At 67.1% G+C, this 24,320-nt stretch carries 23 protein-coding genes and 1 tRNA gene; 21 read left to right on the top strand and 3 right to left on the bottom strand.

The genetic code is table 11. The features are described 5' to 3' along the window. Nucleotides 1-10 precede the first annotated feature (10 nt). Nucleotides 11-901, bottom strand: a complete 891-nt coding sequence (locus JI752_RS01780) for a LysR family transcriptional regulator (protein ID WP_216958374.1) — start codon at nucleotides 899-901, stop codon at nucleotides 11-13. Nucleotides 902-981: 80 nt separating this feature from the next. Here JI752_RS01780 and trpB point away from each other — a divergent pair, with 80 nt between their 5' ends. The 4 genes from trpB to glmM all read left to right on the top strand — a co-directional run bounded on the left by trpB (nucleotide 982) and on the right by glmM (nucleotide 5,458). Then, nucleotides 982-2,190 (top strand): tryptophan synthase subunit beta, encoded by a 1,209-nt coding sequence (gene trpB, locus JI752_RS01775; RefSeq protein ID WP_216958372.1) that lies wholly within the window; start codon nucleotides 982-984, stop codon nucleotides 2,188-2,190. Nucleotides 2,191-2,305: 115 nt separating this feature from the next. Continuing rightward, complete coding sequence (gene trpA, locus JI752_RS01770; protein ID WP_216958370.1) at nucleotides 2,306-3,121, top strand: tryptophan synthase subunit alpha; 816 nt, start codon at nucleotides 2,306-2,308, stop codon at nucleotides 3,119-3,121. A 97-nt stretch (nucleotides 3,122-3,218) separates the two neighbouring features. Further along, nucleotides 3,219-4,121 carry an acetyl-CoA carboxylase, carboxyltransferase subunit beta gene (gene accD, locus JI752_RS01765; protein ID WP_216958368.1) on the top strand — a complete coding sequence of 301 codons (903 nt, stop codon included), beginning with the start codon at nucleotides 3,219-3,221 and terminating at the stop codon, nucleotides 4,119-4,121. Then, entirely contained in the window at nucleotides 4,118-5,458 is a 1,341-nt protein-coding gene (glmM, locus tag JI752_RS01760) for a phosphoglucosamine mutase (protein WP_216958366.1), read from the top strand. Before accD ends, glmM begins: the two co-directional genes overlap by 4 nt. Nucleotides 5,459-5,587: 129 nt before the next feature. Here the strand turns inward: glmM and JI752_RS01755 are convergent, their stop codons facing one another. Further along, complete coding sequence (locus JI752_RS01755) at nucleotides 5,588-7,438, bottom strand: sulfatase-like hydrolase/transferase (RefSeq protein ID WP_216958364.1); 1,851 nt, start codon at nucleotides 7,436-7,438, stop codon at nucleotides 5,588-5,590. A 173-nt stretch (nucleotides 7,439-7,611) separates the two neighbouring features. Here JI752_RS01755 and JI752_RS01750 point away from each other — a divergent pair, with 173 nt between their 5' ends. Next, on the top strand, nucleotides 7,612-8,562 hold the full coding sequence (locus JI752_RS01750; RefSeq protein WP_216958362.1) for a 2-oxoglutarate and iron-dependent oxygenase domain-containing protein: 951 nt from the start codon (nucleotides 7,612-7,614) through the stop codon (nucleotides 8,560-8,562). A 4-nt stretch (nucleotides 8,563-8,566) separates the two neighbouring features. On the opposite strand, the gene JI752_RS01745 is transcribed toward JI752_RS01750, so the two are convergent. Continuing rightward, a complete protein-coding gene (locus JI752_RS01745; RefSeq protein WP_216958360.1) occupies nucleotides 8,567-9,118 on the bottom strand; it encodes a DNA-deoxyinosine glycosylase in 552 nt (183 codons plus the stop codon). 92 nt (nucleotides 9,119-9,210) lie between these two features. Here JI752_RS01745 and tpiA point away from each other — a divergent pair, with 92 nt between their 5' ends. From tpiA to JI752_RS01665, 16 genes are all read left to right on the top strand, one after another. Next, nucleotides 9,211-9,963: a triose-phosphate isomerase gene (tpiA, locus tag JI752_RS01740; protein WP_216958359.1), complete on the top strand. Its 753-nt coding sequence runs from the start codon at nucleotides 9,211-9,213 to the stop codon at nucleotides 9,961-9,963. A gap of 57 nt (nucleotides 9,964-10,020) precedes the next feature. After that, nucleotides 10,021-10,503, top strand: a complete 483-nt coding sequence (gene secG / locus JI752_RS01735) for a preprotein translocase subunit SecG (protein WP_216958358.1) — start codon at nucleotides 10,021-10,023, stop codon at nucleotides 10,501-10,503. A 125-nt stretch (nucleotides 10,504-10,628) separates the two neighbouring features. Further along, nucleotides 10,629-10,713 (top strand) — tRNA-Leu (locus tag JI752_RS01730). 164 nt (nucleotides 10,714-10,877) lie between these two features. Beyond that, entirely contained in the window at nucleotides 10,878-11,234 is a 357-nt protein-coding gene (locus tag JI752_RS01725; RefSeq protein ID WP_216958357.1) for an NADH-quinone oxidoreductase subunit A, read from the top strand. Then, nucleotides 11,225-11,797, top strand: coding sequence for an NADH-quinone oxidoreductase subunit B (locus JI752_RS01720; protein WP_216958356.1), 573 nt, complete (start codon nucleotides 11,225-11,227; stop codon nucleotides 11,795-11,797). Before JI752_RS01725 ends, JI752_RS01720 begins: the two co-directional genes overlap by 10 nt. A gap of 1 nt (nucleotide 11,798) precedes the next feature. Beyond that, a complete protein-coding gene (locus JI752_RS01715; RefSeq protein ID WP_216961727.1) occupies nucleotides 11,799-12,527 on the top strand; it encodes an NADH-quinone oxidoreductase subunit C in 729 nt (242 codons plus the stop codon). An 8-nt stretch (nucleotides 12,528-12,535) separates the two neighbouring features. Next, entirely contained in the window at nucleotides 12,536-13,828 is a 1,293-nt protein-coding gene (locus JI752_RS01710; RefSeq protein WP_216961721.1) for an NADH-quinone oxidoreductase subunit D, read from the top strand. Between the two features lie 29 nt (nucleotides 13,829-13,857). Then, nucleotides 13,858-14,385: an NADH-quinone oxidoreductase subunit NuoE gene (nuoE, locus tag JI752_RS01705; protein ID WP_216958355.1), complete on the top strand. Its 528-nt coding sequence runs from the start codon at nucleotides 13,858-13,860 to the stop codon at nucleotides 14,383-14,385. Between the two features lie 11 nt (nucleotides 14,386-14,396). Next, a complete protein-coding gene (gene nuoF, locus JI752_RS01700; RefSeq protein ID WP_216958354.1) occupies nucleotides 14,397-15,764 on the top strand; it encodes an NADH-quinone oxidoreductase subunit NuoF in 1,368 nt (455 codons plus the stop codon). Beyond that, on the top strand, nucleotides 15,761-17,989 hold the full coding sequence (gene nuoG, locus JI752_RS01695) for an NADH-quinone oxidoreductase subunit NuoG (RefSeq protein WP_216958352.1): 2,229 nt from the start codon (nucleotides 15,761-15,763) through the stop codon (nucleotides 17,987-17,989). The genes nuoF and nuoG overlap by 4 nt, the downstream gene beginning before the upstream one ends. A gap of 15 nt (nucleotides 17,990-18,004) precedes the next feature. Next, entirely contained in the window at nucleotides 18,005-19,087 is a 1,083-nt protein-coding gene (gene nuoH, locus JI752_RS01690; protein ID WP_216958350.1) for an NADH-quinone oxidoreductase subunit NuoH, read from the top strand. Between the two features lie 12 nt (nucleotides 19,088-19,099). Next, nucleotides 19,100-19,588, top strand: coding sequence for an NADH-quinone oxidoreductase subunit NuoI (gene nuoI / locus JI752_RS01685; RefSeq protein WP_216958348.1), 489 nt, complete (start codon nucleotides 19,100-19,102; stop codon nucleotides 19,586-19,588). Between the two features lie 13 nt (nucleotides 19,589-19,601). Continuing rightward, complete coding sequence (locus tag JI752_RS01680; protein ID WP_216958346.1) at nucleotides 19,602-20,240, top strand: NADH-quinone oxidoreductase subunit J; 639 nt, start codon at nucleotides 19,602-19,604, stop codon at nucleotides 20,238-20,240. Nucleotides 20,241-20,260: 20 nt separating this feature from the next. After that, nucleotides 20,261-20,563: an NADH-quinone oxidoreductase subunit NuoK gene (nuoK, locus tag JI752_RS01675; protein WP_216961719.1), complete on the top strand. Its 303-nt coding sequence runs from the start codon at nucleotides 20,261-20,263 to the stop codon at nucleotides 20,561-20,563. Between the two features lie 13 nt (nucleotides 20,564-20,576). Further along, the gene (gene nuoL, locus JI752_RS01670) at nucleotides 20,577-22,760 is read left to right on the top strand and encodes an NADH-quinone oxidoreductase subunit L (RefSeq protein ID WP_216958344.1); all 2,184 of its coding nucleotides are present in this window, start codon (nucleotides 20,577-20,579) and stop codon (nucleotides 22,758-22,760) included. 51 nt (nucleotides 22,761-22,811) lie between these two features. Beyond that, nucleotides 22,812-24,308 (top strand): NADH-quinone oxidoreductase subunit M, encoded by a 1,497-nt coding sequence (locus JI752_RS01665; RefSeq protein WP_216961713.1) that lies wholly within the window; start codon nucleotides 22,812-22,814, stop codon nucleotides 24,306-24,308. The last annotated feature ends 12 nt before the right edge of the window (nucleotides 24,309-24,320 follow it).

Genomic DNA, 24,320 nt, shown 5'->3' with positions numbered 1-24,320 from the left:
CCGGAGCGTCTCAGCCTTCAGCCAACGCACCGCGCAACCACTGCGCGAGTTCCGCCACGCGCGGATCGTTGCCACGTTTGCGCGCGACCAGCGCCCAACGTGCGTCGGTTTCGACGAACCCCCACGGCGCCACCAGCCGCCCGGCGGCCAGGTCTTCCGTCACCAGCGGTTCGGGTGCGATCGCCACGCCGAGCCCCGCGTTCGCCGCTTCCAGCAGGTAGTACAGGTGCGGAAAGCCGGTGCCCGGCGATAGCGCGCCGGCATCGACGCCCGACCGGGCCGCCCAGTCCGACCACGCCTGCGGCCGCGACTGCGTGTGCAGCAGCGATTCGTGCGCGAGCGCTTCCGGGGCTGCGTCGCGCAGGCGTTCGAAACCGGCGAAGCGCGGGCTCACGACCGGGCCGATGCGTTCGGGCGCGAGCTCGTGGACCTGCCAGTCGGCCGGCCAGGGACCGCTGGCGATGAGCAGCGCCGCGTCCAGCCCCGTCAGGGCGGCGTCGGGCGCGGTGTCGCTGGCGGCCAGGTGCAGGGTCAGGTCGGGACGCTCGCGCGCGAGGCGGTCCAGGCGCGGGATCATCCAGCGCGCCAGCACGCTGCCCGGGCAACCCAGCACGAACGGTGCCTGGGACGGCCGGCGGCGCAGTTCGGACCAGGCCTGGCGCAGCGGCCCGAACGCCGCCTCGGCGGCCTCGTGCAGGCGATGCCCGGCCGGCGTCAGCGCCAGCCCCCGGCCCTCGCGCACGAACAGTGCGGTGCCCAGCGCCTCTTCCAGCGACTTGAGGTGGCGGCTCACCGCGCCATGGGTGACATGCAGCTCCTCGGCGGCGCGACTGACGCTGTCCAGCCGGGCCACGGCCTCGAAGGCACGCAGGGCATTGAGCGGGGGTAGGTCGCGGCTCATGTGGACGTGTGAGGTTTTCTGACAGGACAGTCCGATTTTATGCATGTTCCGGCGTCATGTCGTTCGCTAAAGTCACGAGCATGTCCCGTCCCGACTTCCACGCCTTCCCCGACGCCTCCGGCCATTTCGGCCGCTACGGCGGACGCTTCGTCGCCGAGACGCTGATCGGTCCGCTGGAGGAACTGGCCGCCGCCTACGACGCCGCACGCGTCGATCCCGCCTTCAACGCCGCCTTCGATGCCGACCTGGCGCACTACGTCGGCCGGCCGAGTCCGATCTACTTCGCCGAACGGCTGAGCCGCGAGGTCGGCGGCGCGCGCATCCTGCTCAAGCGCGAGGACCTGAACCACACCGGCGCGCACAAGATCAACAACACCATCGGCCAGGCGCTGCTCGCCAGCCGCATGGGCAAGACCCGGATCATCGCCGAGACCGGCGCCGGCCAGCACGGCGTGGCCAGCGCCACCGTGGCCGCGCGACTGGGCCTGGAATGCGTGGTCTACATGGGCGCCACCGACATCGAACGCCAGAAGATCAACGTCTACCGCATGAAGCTGCTGGGCGCGACCGTGATCCCGGTGACCAGCGGTTCGGCGACGCTGAAGGACGCACTCAACGAAGCGATGCGCGATTGGGTCACCAACGTGCGCGATACGTTCTACATCATCGGCACCGTGGCCGGTCCCGATCCGTACCCGCGCATGGTGCGCGACTTCAATGCCGTGGTCGGCCGCGAGGCGCGCGCGCAGATGCTGGCCGAATACGGCCGCCTGCCCGATGCCGTCACGGCCTGCGTCGGCGGCGGCAGCAACGCCATCGGCATCTTCCACGCCTTCCTCAACGATGCTGACGTGCGCCTGGTCGGCGCCGAGGCAGCGGGCGAGGGCATCGCCACCGGACACCACGCCGCCTCGCTCGCGGCCGGTCGCCCCGGCGTGCTGCATGGCAACCGCACCTACGTGCTGTGCGACGACGACGGGCAGATCATCGAGACGCACTCGGTGTCCGCGGGCCTGGACTATCCCGGCGTCGGTCCCGAGCACGCGTTCCTCAAGGACACCGGCCGCGCGCAGTACGTCGGCGTGACCGACGCCGAGGCACTGTCCGCGTTCCACCGGCTCTCGCGCACGGAAGGCATCCTGCCGGCGCTGGAGTCCAGCCATGCGATCGCGCAGGCCATCAAGCTCGCACGCGAGCTCCCGGCCGACGCGATGGTGCTGTGCAACCTCTCCGGGCGCGGCGACAAGGACGTCCACACCATCGCCGCGCGCGAAGGCATTTCGCTCTAGCGGCATCGCTGCGCTTCAAGGGGAAGGTCGGGGACGCGGCGGGACCATCCCTCCCTCCCATCCCACGCCTTCCGGGCCTTCCCCTTGAAGCGGAGCACCAGACCATGGCCTCGCAATGAACCGAATCGACCGACGCTTCACCCAGCTGCGTTCCGCCCGCCGCAAGGCGTTGATCCCGTTTCTCACCGCGGGAGATCCCTCGCTGGAGGCCACCGTGCCCGTGATGCACGCGCTGGTGGAGGCGGGCGCCGACGTGATCGAACTGGGCGTGCCGTTCTCCGATCCGATGGCGGACGGGCCGACGATCCAGCGCAGTTCCGAGCGCGCGCTGTCGCGCGGCGCGGGGCTGGCGTTCGTGTTCGAGGCCGTGCGCCAATTCCGCGAGCGCGACGCCGACACACCGGTGGTGCTGATGGGTTACCTCAACCCCGTCGAGATACGCGGCGCCGAACGCTTCGCCCGCGACGCGGTCGAGGCCGGCGTGGACGGTGTGCTGCTGGTGGACTTGCCGCCGGAAGAGGCGGCCGAGTTCCGAAATGCATTCGATGCGCACGGGCTGGCGCTGATCCTGCTCGCCTCGCCCACGACCACGGACGAACGCCTGGAACGGCTGTGCGCGGATGCGCAGGGCTATCTCTACTACGTGAGCTTCGCCGGCGTGACCGGTGCCGATCGCCTCGATACCGGTGCGGCCAGCGAACGCCTGCATGCGATCCGCCAGCGCAGCCGCGTGCCCGTGGTCGCCGGTTTCGGCATCAAGGACGCCGAAAGCGCGGCGGCGATGGCCCGTGAAGCCGAGGGCGTGGTGGTGGGCAGTGCCCTGGTGGCGGCCCTGGCCGAGGCCGGCGATCCGGCCATACAGGCCCGCATGTTCCTGGCGCCGCTGCGCGCCGCGCTTGACACCGTATCGGCCGCCGCCCATCCGGCCTGAGAGGGCGCGCGGCCGCCGCCGCCCGCTGCGCTAAACTGCCCCGCTCGGCCGGATCCGCTCCGGCTTTCTTCACGCCGAACGGGAATACTCTCAACGCATGTCCTGGCTCAAGAAACTCATGCCCTCGGGCATCCGCACCGACGCCGCCGCCGCCAAGCGTCGCAGCGTGCCCGAAGGTCTGTGGGAAAAGTGCGATCGCTGCGGCGCCGTGCTCTACCGCCCGGAGCTCGAGGAGAACCTCGAGGTCTGCCCGAAATGCAGCTTCCACATGCCCATCCGCGCCCGCGTCCGCCTGGCGGCGCTGCTGGATGAAGGCAGCACGCGCGAGATCGCGGCCGAGCTCGGCCCGACCGATGTGCTCAAGTTCCGGGACCAGAAGCGTTACGGCGACCGCATCAAGGCCGCGCAGAAATCCACCGGCGAGCGCGACGCGCTGGTCGCGATGGAAGGCACGCTCAAGCAGCGCCCGCTGGTGGCCGCCGCGTTCGATTTCGCCTTCATGGGCGGCTCGATGGGCTCGGTCGTCGGTGAACGCTTCACCCGCGCCGCCGAGCGTGCCGTCGAGCTGGGCTGCCCCATGGTCTGCTTCACCGCGACCGGCGGTGCGCGCATGCAGGAAAGCCTGTTCTCGCTGATGCAGATGGCCAAGACCTCGGCCGCGCTGGGCCGCATGCGCGCGAAGGGGCTGCCTTTCATCTCCGTGATGACGCACCCCACCACCGGCGGCGTATCCGCATCCTTCGCGATGCTGGGCGATCTCAACCTGGCCGAGCCCGAAGCGCTGATCGGCTTCGCCGGCCCGCGCGTGATCGAGCAGACGGTGCGCGAGACGCTGCCGGAAGGCTTCCAGCGTTCGGAATTTCTGCTCGAACACGGCGCCCTCGACCAGATCTGCGACCGCCGCGAGCTGCGCGATCGCCTCGCCACGCTGTTCGCCCTGATGATGAAGCAGCCCCAGCCGCAGGAAGACGAGGCCGTCTCCGAGGGGAGCCGCGCGTGAGCCGCCGTTACTTCGGCACCGACGGCATCCGCGGGCGTGTGGGCGAGGGGGCGATCTCGGCCGACTTCGTCCTGCGCCTGGGCAATGCCTACGGCCACGCACTGCCGCGTCGTGACTGGCGCAACCCGGTGGTGATCATCGGCAAGGACACGCGCATCTCCAACTACATGTTCGAGGCGGCGCTCGAGGCTGGACTGGTCGCCGCAGGCGTCGACGTGCAGCTGATGGGCCCGATGCCGACGCCGGCCGTCTCGCACCTGACTCACTCGATGCGCGCCGACGGCGGCATCGTGATTTCCGCCTCGCACAACCCGCACCACGACAACGGCATCAAGTTCTTCTCCGCCGAGGGCGAGAAACTCGACGACGCCACCGAACTGGCCATCGAGGCCGCGCTGGAGCAGCCCTTCCGCACCGTGCCGTCCGAACAGCTCGGCAAGGCGGTACGTACGCGCGACGCGCTGGGCCGCTACATCGAACACTGCAAGAACTCGGTGCCCAAGGGGTTCGACCTGGGCGGCTTGCGCATCGCGATGGACTGCGCGAACGGCGCGGCCTACCAGCTCGGGCCGCTCGTGCTGCGCGAACTGGGCGCGCGTGTCGACGCCATCGGCATCGACCCCAGCGGCATCAACATCAACGACGGCGTCGGTTCGACCCATCCGGACACGCTGGTTGCGCACGTGCGCGCCACCGGCGCGGACATCGGCATCGCCTTCGACGGCGACGGCGACCGCGTGCTGTTCGTCGACGGCAACGGCGCGGTCTGCGACGGCGACGACCTGCTGTACGTGATGGCCACCGACTGGCAGCAGTCCGGCCGCCTGCGCGGCCCGGTCGTCGGCACGCTGATGACCAACTACGCGCTGGAGCGCGCCTTCGCCGAGCGCGGCATCGACTTCATCCGCGCCAAGGTGGGCGATCGCTACGTGCACCAGCAACTGGTGAACAACGGCGGCGTGCTCGGCGGCGAGGCTTCGGGCCATATCCTCTGCCTGGACCGCTCCAACACGGGCGACGGCATCGTCAGCGCGCTGCAGGTGCTGGAAGTGCTGCGTCGTCGCGGCGTGTCGCTGCGCGATGCGCTGGACGGCTTCCGCAAGGTGCCGCAGAAGACGATCAACGTGCGCTTCGCCGCGGGCTCCAGGCCGGCCGAAGCCGCTTCGGTGAAGGCCGCGCTGGTACAGGCCGAGCAGGCCGTCGCCGGTCGCGGACGTGCCTTCCTGCGCCCGTCCGGCACCGAGCCGGTGGTGCGCGTCACCGTCGAAGCCGACGATGCCGTGCTGATGCAGGACACGCTGGACAAGCTCGCAGCGGCGGTGCGCGACGCCGCGTGAGGAACGCTCCTTCTCCCTGCGCGGGAGAAGGGCTCACGGTGGCGTTCCCGTGACAAGACGCAGGAGGGCGGCGCGCCCTCCACGACCGTTTGGCGGCGGGTCCGTACTCCCGCGCCGCCACCTGGGAACTCAGCGCTTCTTGAAGCGCGTGAGCATTTCCCACGATTCGCTCACCGCATCCGCAGACACCTGTGCGTCCTCGATCGGCTCATAGTGCCGATCCACGACGCTGGCCGAGCCGAAGTTGTCGAACAGGTAGATCAGCGCGCCATCGCGGATGCCGCGCTGCGACCAGCTTTCCACCAGCAGCGGACGCTTCGCCGGAATCTCGCCGAAGAGGTCCAGGCCGGTCGAATAGTCCGCGCTGTCGCTGCTGCAGCCCAGCGCGTGACGCATCACGGTGGGAACGAAATCCTCGTGCGAGGTCAGCGTGTCCACGCGACGCGCGGGACGGCCGGGCCAGTGCAGCACGAACGGCGTGCGCAGCTGGTAGTCCGAGAAGTTGCCGTTGTGACCCCAGTAGTTCTTGTGCAGGTCGTTGAACTCCTCGCCGTGGTCGCCGGTGATCAGCACCACGGTGTTCGCGGCCAGCGGACTGTCGGCAAGTGTTTCGAGCAGTTCGCCGATCAGCTCGTCGCTGTAGTGGACCGCCGTGCGGTAGCGGTTGAGCTCCGGTGTGGGATCGTGATCCGGGCCGAGGTTGAGGAAGTTCACTTCCTGCGCCATCGGCTCGAACCGCGCGCGGTAGCCGTTGGGCAGGTGGTAGGGCGCATGCGGCGAGTCGAGGAATACGAAGCCGAAGAACGGCTTGCCTGCCGGATGGTTGCGGATGTCGGCCTGCATGCGCGAGACGACGTTGCGGTCGCGCTCGGCGCTCTTGAGGTTGGACGGACCGTTGACGATGCGATCGCGCACCTGCGAGAACACGGTGCGGTCGAACTCCGGGCTGTACAGCGGCGCGCTGCCGTAGATGTGCATCGCGTAGCCGTCGGCTTTCATGCGGTCGATCAGGACCGGGCCGCGCTGCTCGGCCAGCATCGATTGCCAGTACCCGCCCGGCAGCCCGTACATCAGGCCGAACAGGCCGAAGCGCGTCGCGTTGCCCGTGCTGAAGTGGTTCTGGAACCACTGCGCGTCCTGCGCATAGCGCCAGGTGTTGGGCATCACCGCCGGGTCGAGCACGTCATGGCGCAGCGATTCGACCAGGATCACCAGCACGTTCAACCCGGGCGTGGCCGCGCATTGCGGCGCGCGGCGCGGGTAACCCAGGCGATCGCCCGTATCAGGCAGCTCGACCGCCTTGGCGGTCTGCACGCCGAAGCGGTGCAGCGCGTTCTTCAGGGTGATGGGCTGCGCCCACGGGATGTAGGTGAGCTGCGACATGACGGCGCGGTCGCCGCGAGCATCCGAGTAAGCGACCATCGCCTGGCTGATCAGGAACAGTGCGCCGGCGATCCACCACGCCAGGCGGATGCGCAGCAGCGAAGGCTTGCGGCGCAGTGCCTTCCACCACAGCCGCGCCGCGACGACCTGCAGCGTCAACAGCGCCGCGCCGCCGAACGCGAGCAGCGCCCACATCTTCGCCGAGAAGGTGACCTGATCCTGCAGCGCGCCGCCGAAGATCATGTTCACCACCATCGCATTGAGGTGGAACCGGTAGAGCGCGAAGACCTTCGCATCGGCCAGCAACAGGCAGATCCACAGCGTCTGCAGCGTCACGGCGACGACGATCATCCAGCGCGGATTTCGCACGAAGCGGCCGAGCAGGTACGCCGGCAGCGCAACCAGCGTGCCGAAGAAGATGAAATGGCCGGGCAGGGCGAGCATCAGGAACAGCGCCGAGTGCCAGCGGCTGGCGGCATCGGTCAGCGGGATGTTGCTCAGCGTGATGAGCACCGCCAGCACGGCGTTGCCGAGGATGAGGCCGGTGAGCCAGGCCAGCGCACGCTGGCGGCGGGGAGGAATGATGACGGTGTCCATTCGTCTTGTGGGGGGAGCCAAGGCGAAAAAAGGGCGCCATTATCCGCCAACTGCAAGTCCCCGTGCAGGAAGGCATGCGAACCTGAACCGGCCTGCGGGAAGGTCTCGCCCTGGGCCGGTGCGCCCTGGCGCTATCATGTGCGGCTAACGTCACCTTCGTCCCAGGAACCCCCGTGAACCGCATCCCGACCCTCGACATCCGTCGTTTCACCGATCCCGCCAGTCCGGGCGATCGCGAGGCCTTCGTGGCCGAGCTCGGTGCGGCGTACCGCGAGTGGGGCTTCGCCGGCATTCGCGGCCATGGCATTGCGGACACGCAGATCGATGCGGTCTACGACGTGTTCAAGCGCTTCTTCGCGCTGCCGGAGGACGTCAAGCGCAAGTACCACGTCGCGGGTAGCGGCGGCGCGCGCGGCTACACGCCGTTCGGCGTGGAGACGGCGAAGGACTCCAAGCACTTCGACCTCAAGGAGTTCTGGCACGTCGGGCGCGAGATCCCGCGCGATTCGAAGTACGCCGACGTGATGCCGCCGAACCTGTGGCCGGAGGAGCTTCCCGAGTTCCGCGCGCAGGCCTATGGCCTGTACGAATCGCTGGACCAGCTGGGTTCGCGCGTGCTGAGCGCGCTGGCGCTGCACATCGGTCTGCCGGAGACCTACTTCGCCGACAAGACGAACTCGGGCAACTCGATCCTGCGCCCGATCCACTATCCGCCGATCACCACCGACGACATCCCCAACGTCCGCGCCGGCGCGCATGAGGACATCAACCTCATCACGCTGCTGGTCGGCGCCAGCGCCGAGGGCCTGGAAGTGCTTTCGCGCAAGGGCGAGTGGGTGCCATTTACCGCGAACGCCGACACCATCGTGGTCAACATCGGCGACATGCTGCAGCGCCTGACCAACCACGTGTATCCGTCCACCACACACCGCGTGGTCAATCCGCAGGGCGAGAAGGCGCGCCAGCCGCGTTACTCGACGCCGTTCTTCCTGCACCCCAATCCGGATTTCCTGATCGACGTGCTGCCTTCGTGCGTCACGGCCGAGAATCCGAACCGCTATCCGGACGCGATCACCGCGCACGGCTACCTGGAAGAGCGCCTGCGTGAGATCAAGCTGAAATAAACCCTCAGCGTTCTTCGTTCGCGACGAGGACACCGGCCGCCTGCAGCGCTTCGCGCCAGGCGGCCAGTTTTTTTGCGGGCGCGACGGACGCGTTGGCCGGGCTGGTGGAAGGCAGTCGCCAGGCGCGCACGCCGAAGTCCTCCAGCCGCGGCGCATGGCGGCGGTAGGCAGCCTCGGCCTTGGCGCCGTTGAACAGCACCGCCCGCACCTGGCGATGGCGGCGGAAGAACGCGGCGAAATCGTTGGCCTGAGCGGTCGCGTCGCGGATCGCCGAGTCCAGGCTGCCTTCGCGTTCGCAGCGATCGAGCACGTCCCACACCGCGATGCCCGCGGCCTTCAGCGCGGCCACGCGGCGCGCGTAGGGCAGGGCAGGGTCGGCGCCCACCAGCGCGCCCATGATCGGCCAGAAGCGGTTGTGCGGATGTGCGTAGTAGCGCCGCGCCTGCAACGAGGCGACGCCGGGCATGGAGCCCAGGATCAGCACGCGCGCATCGCGTGCGGCGATCGTGGGGAAACCTTTCAGAAGTTGCGCGTTCGCGTCGTCGTGCGTGCTCATGGGTCCGGATTCTCGCCGACGTGGAGTAAACTTGCCGCCGCTCGCGGCCGGACGTTCGCGCCGTAGATCCCCGAATACTCGAAGGAGTGGCCATGCGCCGCAAAATCGTTGCCGGAAACTGGAAGCTGCACGGCGATCGCCGCTTCGCGCTGGAGTTGCTCGATGCGCTGGTCGAGAAGTCGGCGCCGCAGGGCGTGGAGCGCCTGATCCTGCCGCCGCTGCCGTACCTGGCCGGGCTGGTCGCGCGCTACGGCGAACGCGGCCTGTCCTTCGGCGCGCAGGACGTCAGCGCGAACCAGAAGGGCGCCTACACCGGCGAGGTCTCCGCGGAGATGCTCAAGGACGTGGGCGCGACCTACGGCCTGGTCGGCCACTCCGAGCGCCGCCAGTACCACGGCGAGACCAGCAAGCTGGTCGCGCGCAAGTTCCTCGCCTGCAAGGCGGCCGGGCTCACGCCGATCCTTTGCGTGGGCGAGAGCCTGTCCGAGCGCGAGGACGACCAGACCGAGTGGCGCATCCAGGAGCAGCTGGAACCGCTGTTCGCGCTGGGCGGCAAGGACGTGTTCGAAGGCGCGATCGTCGCCTACGAGCCCGTCTGGGCCATCGGCACGGGCCGGACCGCCACCCCGGAACAGGCCCAGCAGGCCCACGCATTCATCCGTAGCGAAATCGCTGCGCGCGATGCTAGAATCGCTGGCTCGCTTCCGATCCTGTACGGCGGAAGCGTGAAGGCCGACAATGCCGCCGCGCTGTTTGCGCAGCCGGACGTCGATGGCGGCCTGGTCGGAGGCGCCTCGCTGGTGGCCGAAGACTTCCACGCCATCGCAGTTGCGGCGGCGCCCTGACGAAACGCGGATCCGTCCGCCGGACGTCGCTCACGAGACGAATAGCAGAACCCAACGATGCTGTTGATCCTCAACGTCATCTACGTGCTGATCGCGATCGCGATGATTGCGTTGATCCTGATGCAGCGCGGCGCGGGTGCCCAGGCCGGCTCCGGTTTCGGCGGCGGCGCCTCGGCGACCGTCTTCGGCGCGCGCGGTTCGGCGAACTTCCTTTCCAAGGCGACGAAGTGGCTTGCCATCGCGTTCTTCGCGATCAGCCTCTTCATGGCCTGGCAGGCCACGCGCAAGGCCACCGGCGACACCGGTCCGACGCCGAGCGGCGTGATGGCCGAGGTCCCTGCGGTTCCGGTCGCGCCGACCGCCGGCAATGCCGCGATTCCGGCCGCGCCGACGCAGGCTCCGGCCCCGGCTGCGACGATTCCGCAGGCTCCGGCAGAGCAGGCTCCTGCGGGTCAGGGGGCTACTCCGGCCTCACCTGAGCAGGCGCCGGCCGCCCAGTCGCCGGAACCGGCAAAGCCGCAACCCCCTGCGGGCGGCTGAGCTAACGCGGTAAACTTTGATTTCATCGGCCCGGCACGGATTGCCGGGTACGGTCAGCGATGACCGGAAGCGACCAAAGCCCCACACGGCACGGTCGCAGTCAGGACGGCAAAACAGGTTTGATTGCCCAGGTGGCGGAATTGGTAGACGCACTACCTTGAGGTGGTAGCGACGTAAGTCGTGGGGGTTCGAGTCCCCCCTTGGGCACCACACCGAACAACACTGCTGTAAGAGAACTGTTGCAGCACTAGCACCACCGACCGAGGTGCGGCACGCACGGCGGGCCGAGTCTCGCGCGGGGATCACCCAGGCGGCTGCCGCCGAGCCAGGTCGCGACTCACGCGATCGAGCTAAACGAAGCGAGAGAACATCGAGTGCTGGCCGAATACCTGCCGACCCTGCTGTTCCTGATCGTCGCCGGAGGTATCGGCGTCGCCCTGCTGGTGGTGGGCAAAGTGCTCGGCCCCCAGCGCCCGACCCTTGAGAAGCTCGCGCCCTACGAGTGCGGCTTCGAGGCGTTCGAGGATGCGCGCATGCAGTTCGATGTGCGCTATTACCTCATCGCCATCCAGTTCATCATCTTTGACCTGGAAATCATCTTCATCGTGCCCTGGGCCACCGTGTTCCGCGAACTCGGTGTCGTCGGCCTGATCGAAATGGGCATCTTCGCCGGCATGCTCTTGCTCGGCTTCGTCTACGTCTGGAAGAAGGGAGCGCTCGAATGGGAGTGATCCAGAGCGTCTCTGACCTCATGCACAACCCGCTGCCCGAAGGGCGGCTGGACGACATCCTGCGCCCCGAGGGCGACAACCCGCTGCTGCAGAACGGCTTCGTCACCACCAGCATGGACGCGCTGTGGAACTGGGCGCGCACCGGCTCGATGTGGCCGATGACGTTCGGCCTGGCCTGCTGCGCGGTCGAGATGATGCACGCCGGTGCCGCGCGCCTGGACCTGGACCGCTACGGCGTGGTGTTCCGCCCGTCGCCGCGCCAGTCCGACGTGATGATCGTGGCCGGCACGCTGGTCAACAAGATGGCCCCGGCGCTGCGCAAGGTCTACGACCAGATGCCGGACCCGAAGTGGGTCATCTCGATGGGCAGCTGCGCCAACGGCGGCGGCTACTACCACTACTCGTACTCGGTGGTGCGCGGTTGCGACCGCATCGTGCCCGTCGACGTCTACGTGCCGGGTTGCCCGCCGACCGCCGAAGCGCTGGTCTACGGCATCCTGCAGCTGCAGAAGAAGATCCGTCGCGGCACCAACTTCGGCGAAAACCCGCAGGGTGTCCGCTGACATGGTCGAGACCGCACAAGCCTTTGCCGATCGCCTGGGCGCTCGTTTCGCCGATGCCATGATCGTCGTCGCGCAGCCGCGCGGTGAGATCACCATCGACGTCACCGCGGCGCAGTGGCTTGCCACCGCGCTGGCCCTGCGTGATGAGTTCGGCTTCGAGCAGGCCGTGGACATCAGCGGCGTCGACTACCTCAGCTACGGCAGCGACGAGTGGGACACCGATGTGTCCTCCGAAGGCTTCTCGCGTGGCGTGGAAGGCAAGAGTGCCGGCCGCTTCGTGTGGGGCGAGCAGCCAAACGGCGCCGCGGCCGCACCGGAGCGCCGTTTTGCCGCCGTCGCGCACCTGCTGTCGTACCAGCACAACGCTCGCGTGCGCCTGCGCACCTTCGCCGACAACGATGAGCTGCCGGTGGTGGATTCGCTGACGCCGGTGTGGCCGGGCCTGAACTGGTTCGAGCGTGAGGCGTTCGACCTGTACGGCATCGTCTTCGAAGGCCACCCGGACCTGCGCCGCATCCTGACCGACTACGGTTTCGTCGGCCATCCGTTCCGCAAGGATTTCCCGCTGATCGGCAACGTCGAAGTGCGCTACGACGCCGACAAGAAGCGCGTGGTGTACGAGCCCGTTTCGATCGAGCCGCGCGTGGCCGTGCCGCGCGTGATCCGTGACGACGCCCGCTACGAGACCGCGCAGGGCGAGGCCGCGCAGCGCGGCGAGGTGAAGAAGTGAGCGCCCAGATGTCCAACGGCGTGTCCAGCACGTCCGGCCTCGGCAGCGGTGCCGAGATCCGCAACTACACGCTGAACTTCGGCCCGCAGCATCCGGCCGCGCACGGTGTGCTGCGCCTGATCCTGGAAATGGACGGCGAGGTCATCCACCGCGCCGATCCGCACGTGGGCCTGCTCCACCGCGGCACCGAGAAGCTCGCCGAGTCCAAGCCGTTCAACCAGTCGATTGGTTACATGGATCGCCTGGATTACGTGTCGATGATGTGCAACGAGCACGCCTACGTGCGCGCGATCGAGACCCTGCTGGGCATCGAGGCGCCGGAGCGTGCGCAGTACATCCGCACGATGTTCGACGAGATCACCCGCATCCTGAACCACCTGATGTGGATCGGTTCCAACGCGCTCGACCTGGGTGCGATGGCGGTGTTCCTGTACGCGTTCCGCGAGCGCGAAGAGCTGATGGACTGCTACGAAGCGGTCTCCGGCGCGCGCATGCATGCCACGTATTACCGTCCGGGCGGTGTGTACCGCGACCTGCCGGACCGCATGCCCAAGTACAAGGAATCGCCGTGGCGCAAGGGCGGCAAGCTCAAGCGCTTCAACGAATGGCGCGAAGGCTCGATGCTGGATTACCTCGACGCCTTCACCGACGACTTCCCCAAGCGCGTCGACGAGTACGAGACGCTGCTCACCGACAACCGCATCTGGAAGCAGCGCACCGTCGGCATCGGTGTCGTCTCGCCCGAGCAGGCGCTGGCCTGGGGCATGACCGGCGCGATGATCCGCGGTTCGGGCATCGCCTGGGACCTGCGCAAGAAGCAGCCGTACGCCAAGTACGCCGAGGTCGACTTCGACATCCCGGTGGGCGTCAACGGCGACTGCTACGACCGTTACCTGGTACGCGTCGAAGAGATGCGCCAGTCCAACCGCATCATCAAGCAGTGCGTGAAGTGGCTGAAGGCCAACCCGGGCCCGGTCATCGTCGACAACTTCAAGGTCGCTCCGCCCAAGCGCGAGGACATGAAGGACGACATGGAAGCCCTGATCCACCACTTCAAGCTGTTCTCGGAAGGCTACTGCGTGCCGGCCGGCGAGACCTACGCCGCGGTTGAAGCGCCCAAGGGCGAATTCGGCTGCTACCTGGTCTCCGACGGCGCGAACAAGCCCTTCCGCGTGAAGCTGCGCGCGCCGGGCTTCGCGCACCTTTCGTCGATGGACGCCATCGTCAAGGGCCACATGCTGGCCGACGTCGTGGCGATGATCGGCACTTACGATCTCGTGTTCGGCGAGGTCGACCGCTAAGGCGGCGATCCGTTGAGGAATAAGGGCAAATGAAGGCGACCGGAAATTTCGAAGCCTGTCAGCACGTCGACCCGATGGTCGCGCTGTCTGACAAGACGCGCGCGCACATCGACCACTGGCTGGCCAAGTTCCCGCCGGACCGCAAGCGTTCGGCCGTGCTGCAGGGCCTGCACGCCGCGCAGGAACAGAACGGTGGTTGGCTGAGCGACGAGCTCATCGCGGCCGTGGCGAAGTACCTGAGCCTGCCGCCCGTGTGGGCGTACGAAGTGGCGAGCTTCTACTCGATGTTCGAGACCGAACAGGTCGGTCGCCACAACGTCGCTTTCTGCACCAACATCAGCTGCTGGCTCAACGGCGCCGAGGACCTGGTCCGCCACGCCGAAAAGAAGCTCGGCTGCAAGCTGGGCGAGTCCACCTCCGACGGTCGCGTCTACCTCAAGCGTGAGGAAGAGTGCCTGGCCGCGTGCTGCGGCGCGCCGGTGGTGGTCATCAACGGTCATTACCACGAGAACCTCGACGCCTCGAAGGTGGACGAGCTGCTCGACGGTCTGAAGTGAGGCCTCACTCCATGGCGCACGAGCATCACGACTACTCCAAGGGCTACGGTCCGGTTGGCCCGGCTCCGCAGGAGCACACCGTCGTCTACACGACGCTGCACTACGACACTCCGTGGTCGTACGAGAACTACCTCAAGACCGGTGGTTACGCAGCGCTGCGCAAGATCCTGACCGAGAAGATGGAGCCGTCGGCGATCATCGACCTGGTCAAGGGCTCCGGCCTGCGCGGCCGCGGCGGCGCGGGCTTCCCGACCGGCCTGAAGTGGTCCTTCATGCCCAAGGGCAGCGGCACGCAGAAGTACATCCTGTGCAACTCGGACGAATCCGAGCCGGGCACGGCGAAGGATCGCGACATCCTGCGCTACAACCCGCATTCGGTCGTCGAAGGCATGGCGATCGCCTGCTACGCCACCGGTTCGACGGTTGCGTACAACTACCTGCGCGGCGAATTCCATCACGAGCCGTTCGAGCACTTCGAGCAGGCACTGAAGGAAGCCTACGAACACGGTTGGCTGGGCAAGAACGTGCTCGGCAGCGGCGTGGACATCGACATCTACGGCGCGCTCGGCGCCGGCGCCTACATCTGCGGCGAAGAAACCGCGCTGATGGAATCGCTGGAAGGCAAGAAGGGCCAGCCGCGCTACAAGCCGCCGTTCCCGGCCAATTTCGGCCTGTTCGGCAAGCCGACGACGATCAACAACACCGAGACCTACGCCTCGGTGCCGGCGATCATCCGCAACGGCGCGGAGTGGTTCCTCAACCTGGGCAAGCCGAACAACGGCGGTCCGAAGATCTTCTCGGTCTCCGGCCACGTGGCCAAGCCGGGCAACTACGAAATCCGTCTGGGCACTTCGTTCGCCGACCTGCTGCAGCTGGCCGGCGGCATGCGCGAAGGCCGCAAGATCAAGGGCGTCATCCCGGGTGGTTCGTCGATGCCGGTGCTGCCGGGCGACGTGATGATGTCGCTGACGATGGACTACGACTCGATCCAGAAGGCCGGTTCGGGCCTGGGCTCGGGCGCGGTCATCGTGATGGACGAGACGACCTGCATGGTGCGCGCCTGCCAGCGCATCGCGCGCTTCTACTTCAAGGAAAGCTGCGGCCAGTGCACGCCGTGCCGCGAAGGCACCGGCTGGATGTACCGCATGCTGACCCGCATCGTCGACAAGCAGGCGACGCTGGAAGACCTGCAGATGCTGCGCGCCGCCGCCGGACAGATCGAAGGCCACACCATCTGCGCCTTCGGCGAAGCCGCCGCGTGGCCGGTGCAGGGCTTCCTGCGCCACTACTGGGATGAATTCGAATACGCGATCGTGAACAAGCGCTTCCTGGTCGATGACCAGCGCGCCGGCACGGTGGTGGAGAAGGTCGCCGCATGAGCGCACAGCCCGTAAATCCGAACCTGCCGCCGGACCACGTCACCGTCTTCATCGACGGCGTCGAAATGGCCGCGCCGAAGGGCTCGATGATCATCCAGGCCGCCGACAAGGCCGGCATCGCGATCCCGCGTTTCTGCTACCACGACAAGCTGGCCATCGCGGCGAACTGCCGCATGTGCCTGGTCGAAGTGGAGAAGATGCCGAAGCCGGCGCCGGCCTGCGCCACGCCGGTCATGGATGGCATGAAGGTCTCCACGCGCAGCGACAAGGCACTGAAGTCGCAGCGCAACGTGATGGAGTTCCTGCTCATCAACCATCCGCTCGACTGCCCGATCTGCGATCAGGGCGGCGAGTGCGAACTGCAGGACCTGTCGCTCGGCTATGGCCGTTCCGTGAGCCGTTTCGTCGAGCGCAAGCGCGTCGTGCCGGACGAGGACATCGGCCCGCTGGTCGCCACCGAGATGACGCGCTGCATCCAGTGCACGCGCTGCGTGCGTTTCACCGCGGAGATCGCCGGCACCTACGAGCTGGGCGGCATGTACCGTGGCGAGAACCTGCAGATCGGCACCTACGACGGCAAGCCGCTGACGACGGAGCTTTCCGGCAACGTCGTCGACGTGTGCCCGGTCGGCGCGCTGACCAACAAGGTGTTCCAGTTCAAGGCACGTCCGTGGGAGCTGGTCGCACGCGAGTCGCTGGGTTACCACGATGCGCTGGGCAGCAACCTGTTCCTGCACGTGCGCCGCGGTGAAGTGCTGCGCACCGTGCCGCGTGACAACGAAGCGGTCAACGAATGCTGGCTGTCGGACCGGGACCGCTACTCGCACCAGAGCCTGTACGCCGAAGACCGTGCGAACGCGCCGATGGTCAAGGACAACGGTGAGTGGCGCGAAGCTTCGTGGGAAGAAGCGCTGGCGAAGGCCGCGAAGATCCTGCGCGACAACGCCGCCGACCAGCTCGGCGTGCTCGTCGGGCCTGCGACCTCGAACGAGGAGGGCGCGCTGCTCGCCCGCCTGGCCGACGCGCTCGGCACCGGCAATATCGACCATCGCATCGGCCAGCACGACCTGAGCGACGCCGCGCATGCGACGACGTTCGCCGCGCCCGTCGCCGACCTCAACCACGCCGACGTCATCGTCATCGTGGGCTCCAACCTGCGCCATGAGTTGCCGCTGGTGAACCAGCGCGTGCGCAAGGCCTGGACCCGCGGCGCCAAGGTGTACGTCGTCAATCCGGTCGATTTCGACTTCACCTACGACATCGCGCAGAAGGCGATCGTCGCGCCGTCGAAGATCGCCGGCGTGCTCGGCGACAGTGGCCTGATCGACATTGCGAAGAACGCCACGCGCGCGGTCGTCATCGTCGGCGCGCTGGCCGAGAACGGCCCGCACGCCGCGCAGATCCGCAAGGCCGCCGCCGATTTCGCCGCTGCCACGGGTGCTTCGCTCAATCGCATCCCGCAGGGCGCGAACGCCGTCGGCCTGTCCGACTACGGCGTGCTGCCGACCTCGCGCGACGCGCAGGCGATGCTGGCCGATCCGCGTTCGGCGTATGTGCTGTACGGCATCGAGCCGGGCATGGACTTCGCCGACACCGCAACCGCACTGAAGGCGCTCAACGCGGCCCAGGTCGTGGCGTTCAGCACGTTCGCGTGCCGTTCGACGCGCGCGGTCGCTGATGTGATCCTGCCGATCGGTCTGCTGCCGGAGATCGACGCGACGCTCACCAACCTCGATGGTCGCCAGCAGGCGACTGTTTCGGGCGGCAAGCTGCCGGGTCAGGCGCGCGCCGGCTGGCGCGTGCTGCGTGCGCTGGGTGGCGAACTGGAAGCCAAGGGCTTCGAGTTCGTCGATCTGGCCGGTCTGCGCGCGAGCATGCAGATGCGTGAAGTGAACGTCGTCGCCGGCAAGGCGCCCAACGTCGCGGGCGAAGGCCTGGAAGTGGCTGCCAGCGTCGCGATCTACCGCAGCGATGCGGTCGTGCGTCGCGCGCCGGCCCTGCAGGCGCACCCGCTCAACGTCGAACCCAAGGCCGTGCTGAATCCGACGGACGCCGCCGCACTGGGCTTCGCGGATGGCGTGGTGGGCAAGTTCAACACCGCCGCGGGCACCGCGACGCTGCCGGTTTCGGTCAGCGACAAGGTCGCGCCCGGCACCGTGTGGGTCGAAACCGGCCACGGCGCCACCGCGCCGATGTCGGGTCGCGTGCAGGCGGGGAGGGCGTAAGCGATGACCAATGGAATGTTCACCACCCACGTGGTCGATCCGCTGCGCGAGTTCTTCCTGTCCTTCGGCATGACGGGCGCGATCGTCTGGATCGTGCTGAAGATCCTGCTGATCGCGATGCCGGTGATCATCACCGTGGCCTTCTACGTCGTCTGGGAGCGCAAGCTCATCGGCTGGATGCACGTGCGCCACGGACCGATGTACGTCGGCCGGGGCATCCTCCAGGCCTTCGCGGACGTGTTCAAGCTGCTGTTCAAGGAAGTCATCCAGCCCTCGCGCGCGGAGAACTTCCTGTTCAAGCTCGCGCCGCTGATCGCGCTCGCGCCGGCCTTCGCCGCGTGGGCCGTGGTGCCGTTCGACTACCAGGTCGTGCTGTCCAACGCGAACGCGGGCCTGCTGTACCTACTGGCGATGACCTCGCTGGGCGTGTACGGCATCATCCTCGCCGGCTGGGCGTCGAACTCGAAGTACGCCTTCCTCGGCGCGATGCGCGCGGCGGCGCAGGTGGTTTCGTACGAAATCGCGATGGGCTTCGCGATGGTCGGCGTGATGGTCGGCGCCGGCAGCCTCAACCTCACGGACATCGTGATGGCGCAGTCGGGCAACTCCGGCTTCCTGGAGTGGTTCTGGGTGCCGATGCTGCCGCTGTTCGTCGTGTACTTCATTTCGGGCGTCGCCGAGACCAACCGCGCGCCGTTCGACGTGGTGGAAGGCGAGTCGGAAATCGTGGCTGGCCACATGGTCGAGTATTCGGGTTCGGCGTTCGCGCTGTTCTTCCTGGCCGAATACGCGAACATGATCCTGATCAGCTTCCTGACCTCGCTCTTCTTCCTCGGCGGCTGGCTGTCGCCCATTCCCGCGTCGTGGATCCCCGATGTGCCGGTGCTGGGCACTGTGCTGGGCAACGGCTGGTGGTGGCTGCTCGCGAAGGTGTTCTTCTTCGCCAGCTGCTTCATCTGGTTCCGCGCCTCGTTCCCGCGTTATCGCTACGACCAGATCATGCGCCTGGGCTGGAAGGTCTTCATCCCGATCACCATCGCGTGGATCTGCGTGGTCGCGCTGATGGCGTACTTCAAAATCTTCGAGCCCGGCGTGTAAGGGGCATCACGCATGAATCGCATCGTTTCCTACTTCAAGAGCCTGCTGCTCATCGAGCTCGCACAGGGCCTTGCCCTGACCGGCAAGTACCTGTTCAAGCCGAAGTACACGCTGATGTACCCGATGGAAAAGACGCCGCAGTCGCCGCGCTTCCGCGGCGTGCATGCGCTGCGCCGCTACCCCAACGGGGAAGAGCGCTGCATCGCGTGCAAGCTGTGCGAGGCGGTGTGCCCCGCGCTGGCGATCACCATCGATTCGACCAAGCGCGAGGACGGCACCCGCCGCACCACGCGCTACGACATCGACCTGTTCAAGTGCATCTTCTGCGGCTTCTGCGAAGAATCCTGCCCGGTCGACTCGATCGTCGAGACGCACGTGCACGAGTACCACTTCGACAAGCGCGGCCAGAACATCCTGACCAAGCCGCAGCTGCTGGCCATCGGCGACCGCCTCGAGGCGGAGATCGCCGAACGCCGCGCCGCCGACGCACCTTTCCGCTGAGGGCCTGACGAACATGGATCTCGCCCAGATTGCCTTCTTCCTCTTCGCAGCCGTCGCCACGATGGCGGCCGTTGCGGTCATCAGCGTGAAGAACCCGGTGCATGCCGTGCTGTTCCTCGTGCTCACCTTCTTCTCGGTGGCCTGCACCTGGATCATCGCCGGCGCCGAGTTCCTCGGCGTGGCGCTCATCCTGGTCTACGTCGGCGCGGTGATGGTGCTGTTGCTGTTCGTGGTGATGATGCTCGACATCGACGTCGCCCCGCTGCGCGAAGGCTACGTGCGCTACCTGCCGATCGGCCTGGTGGTCGCGGTGGTCATGCTGGTGGAAATGCTCACCCTGATCGGCGTCAAGGCCAACGTCGCCACCGCGTTCCCGGCCGATCCGTCGGCGGCGGGCAACACGCAGTGGCTGGCGCGTGCGCTGTTCACGCAGTTCCTGCTGCCGTTCGAAGTCGCTGCGGTCATCCTGACCGTCGCGGTGATCGCGGCGGTGATGCTGACCCTGCGCCGCCGCGTCGGTGCGCGTCACCAGAGCCCGTCGGCGCAGGCGCGCGTGCGCTCCACCGACCGCGTGCGCGTGATCAAGATGGACGCCGTCAAGCCGGTAGCACCGGCCCCGGCGGAAACCCCGGCAGAGGAGGGCAAGCCGTGAGCGAATTCTTCGGCGCCGGGCTGGCGCTCGGCCACTACCTCGCGCTCGGCGCGGTGCTGTTCTGCATCAGCGTCGCCGGCATCTTCCTCAACCGGAAGAACGTGATCATGCTGCTGATGTCGCTGGAGCTGCTGCTGCTCGCGGTGAACATCAACTTCGTGGCGTTCTCGCGCCAGCTGTCCGACCCGGCCGGCCAGGTGTTCGTGTTCTTCATCCTGACCGTCGCGGCCGCCGAGGCCGCCATCGGCCTGGCCATCCTGGTCACGCTGTTCCGCAACCGGCGCACGATCAACGTGGCCGAAATCGATTCGATGAAGGGCTGAGGTGGAGCACGCAATGGAACACGCCATCTCCAAGTCCGTCCTGCTCGCCATCGTGCTCGCGCCCTTGTTCGGCGCGATCATCGCCGGCCTATTCCGCCGCCAGGTGGGCCGCGCCGGTGCGCACTGGGTGACCATCCTGGGTGTCGCCGCCAGCTGCGCGCTGTCGATCCATGTCCTGTGGCAGCTTGCCTGGCAGGGCGCGTCGCCGTTCAACGAGAACGTCTACACCTGGTTCCAGGTCGGCGGCATCGAGGCCAACGTCGGCTTCATGGTCGACAAGCTGACTGCGATGATGATGGTGGTCGTCACCTTCGTGTCGCTGCTGGTGCACATCTACACCATCGGCTACATGGCCGAGGACGACGGTTACCAGCGCTTCTTCAGCTACATCTCGCTGTTCACCTTCTCGATGTTGATGCTCGTGATGAGCAACAACTTCCTGCAGCTGTTCTTCGGCTGGGAAGCGGTGGGCCTGGTGTCGTACCTGCTGATCGGCTTCTGGTTCAAGCGCCCGACCGCGGTGTTCGCCAACCTCAAGGCGTTCCTGGTCAACCGCGTGGGTGACTTCGGCTTCCTGCTCGGCATCGCCGGCGTGCTGTACACCTTCAACAGCCTGGATTACGGCACCGTCTTCGCCCGTGCGGGCGAGCCGGCTCTGGCCGCCGCGCAAATGCAGAACGCGTGGCCGGCACTGGCCGAGGCGGGCAGCTGGCTGGCGCCGATCGGTGGCTGGTCGCTGATGACCTTCATCTGCATCTGCCTGTTCATCGGTGCGATGGGCAAGTCGGCGCAGGTGCCGCTGCACGTCTGGCTGCCGGACTCGATGGAAGGCCCGACGCCGATCTCCGCGCTGATCCACGCCGCGACGATGGTCACCGCGGGCATCTTCATGGTCGCGCGCATGTCGCCGCTGTTCGAGCTGTCGGAAACGGCGCTGACGTTCGTGCTCTTCATCGGTGCCACCACGGCGTTCTGGACGGGCCTGATCGGCATCGTGCAGAACGACATCAAGCGCGTGGTCGCGTACTCCACGCTGTCGCAGCTGGGTTACATGACGGTCGCGCTGGGCGTGTCGGCGTACAGCGCCGGCGTGTACCACCTGATGACGCACGCCTTCTTCAAGGCGCTGCTGTTCCTGGGCGCCGGCTCGGTCATCATCGGCATGCACCACGAGCAGGACATGCGCCGCATGGGCGGCCTGAAGAAGTACATGCCCATCACGTACTGGACGATGCTCATCGGCACGCTGGCGCTGATCGGCACGCCGTTCTTCAGCGGTTTCTACTCGAAGGACACCATCATCGAGGCCGCCGCCGAACACGCCCACGAGGCGCACAGCTGGGTCGCGACCTACGCATACTGGGCCGTGCTGCTGGGCGCGTTCGTCACCGCGTTCTACAGCTTCCGCCTGCTGTACATGACCTTCCACGGCAAGGAGCGTTTCCACGATCCGGTGCCGGACCACTACGTCGCGCCGGAAGCGGACTCCAGCGAGCACGAAGCACAGCTCGCCGAGCAGCACGGCCACGACGCGCACCACAAACACGACGCGCATGGCCACGACGGCCATGACGACCACCACGCGCACACGCCGCATGAGTCGCCGTGGGTGGTGACGGTGCCGCTGATCCTGCTCGCGATCCCGTCGGTGGTGATCGGCTTCTTCACCGTCGGCCAGATGCTGTTCGGCACCGACACGATGGGCCACCACAAGCAGCTGCCGTTCTTCCTGGGCTCCATCGACGTGGCCGCCGCGCGCGACACCGTCGCCAAGGTGGGCGCCGAGGTGTGGCACGGCCCGGTGGCTTACGCGCTGCACGGCTTCAAGGCGCCGGCGTTCTGGCTGACGCTGGGCGGCTTCATCCTCGCCACGATCATGTACCTGTGGAAGCCTGAGCTGCCCGCGAAGGCGCGCAAGCTGTTCGCCTGGCCGGTGCGCGTGCTCGAGGAGAAGTACGGCTTCGACAAGCTCTGGATCGGCGGCTTCGCCGGCGGTGGCCTGGCGCTGGGCAAGGTTTCGCGTGCGGTCGATACGCACGTGATCGACGGTGCCGCGGTGAACGGCAGCGCTCGCGTCGTCGACCTGGTTGCCCGCCTGACCCGCCGGATGCAGTCCGGTTACCTCTACCACTACGCGTTCGCGATGATCGTCGGCCTGATTGTTCTGCTGGCCGCATTGATCCGCTACTGGCGCTGATTACGACAAGGACCCGACGTGAATTCCGAGCCCTTGCAGAGCACTTCCTTCCTGCTCAGCCTCTTGATCTGGCTGCCGATCATCGGCGGTCTGGCCACGATGGCCTTTGGCCACCAGCGCGCCAATGCGGCCCGCTGGTTCGCCACCGGCATCGCCTTGTTGACGTTGCTGGCGAGCATCCCGCTGTTCACCGGTTTCGACATGGCCAGCGCGGCCATGCAGTTCGTCGAGAACCGCAAGTGGATCCCGGTCTACAACATCCGCTACCACCTGGGCGTGGACGGTGTGTCTATCGCGCTGATCGGCCTGACCACGCTGACTACGCTGCTGGCGATGATCGGCGCGTGGACCTCCGTCGAGAAGCGCGTGGCGCAGTACTACGCCGCGTTCCTGATCCTCGAAGGCCTGATGGTCGGCGTGTTCGCCGCGCTGGACGCGATGCTGTTCTACGTGTTCTTCGAAGGCATGCTCATCCCGATGTTCATCATCATCGGTGTGTGGGGCGGCCCGCGTCGCGTGTACGCATCGGTGAAGTTCTTCCTGTACACCTTCCTCGGCTCGCTGTTCATGCTGCTGGGCCTGATCTACCTGTACCTGAAGGGCGGTAGCTGGCAGCTGGCCGACATGTACGCGCAGCCGCTGACGGCGACGGAGCAGATGTGGATCTTCTTCGGCTTCCTGGTGGCCTTCGCGGTCAAGGTGCCGATGTTCCCGGTCCACACGTGGTTGCCGGACGCGCACGTGGAAGCGCCGACCGCGGGTTCGGTGATCCTGGCTGCGATCATGCTGAAGATCGGTGGCTACGGTTTCATCCGCTTCGTGCTGCCGATCGTGCCGGATGCCGGCGCCGAGTACGCGTGGCTCGTCATCGCGCTGAGCCTGATTGCCGTGGTCTATGTCGGTCTGGTCGCCCTGGCGCAGGACGACATGAAGAAGCTGATCGCGTACTCGTCCGTGTCGCACATGGGCTTCGTCACCCTGGGCACGTTTATCTCGTTCGCGCTGGTGCGCGATGCGGGCAACACCGATGCGGCGCGTTTGGGCCTGCAGGGTGCGATGGTGCAGATGATCAGCCACGGCTTCGTGTCGGGCGCGATGTTCTCCTGCGTCGGCGTGCTCTACGACCGCATGCACACCCGCATGATCAAGGACTACGGCGGCGTCGCCAACGTGATGCCGTGGTTCGCCGCGTTCATGGTGCTGTTCGCGATGGCCAACTCCGGCCTGCCGGGCACGTCGGGTTTCGTGGGCGAGTTCATGGTGATCCTCGCCAGCTTCCAGCAGCACCCGCTGATCGGTTTCGTCGCGGCCACCACGCTGATCATCGGCGCCGCCTACACGCTATGGCTGGTCAAGCGCACGATGTGGGGTGAAGTGGCCAACGCGCACGTTGCCGAACTGGAAGACATCAACGCACGCGAAGCCTTCGTGCTGGGCGTGTTCGCCGCCGGCGTGCTGATCCTGGGCCTGTGGCCGAAGCCGCTGACGGACCTGATGGAACCCGCCATCGCGAATCTGGCGACGCAGATCGCCGCGTCGAAGCTCTGAGGTCGTAGCGCA

The sequence above is a fragment of the Lysobacter sp. MMG2 genome (genome assembly GCF_016735495.2).
In the GTDB taxonomy this organism is placed as follows: Bacteria; Pseudomonadota; Gammaproteobacteria; order Xanthomonadales; family Xanthomonadaceae; genus Lysobacter_J.
This window is presented reverse-complemented; position numbering and strand designations above follow the sequence as displayed.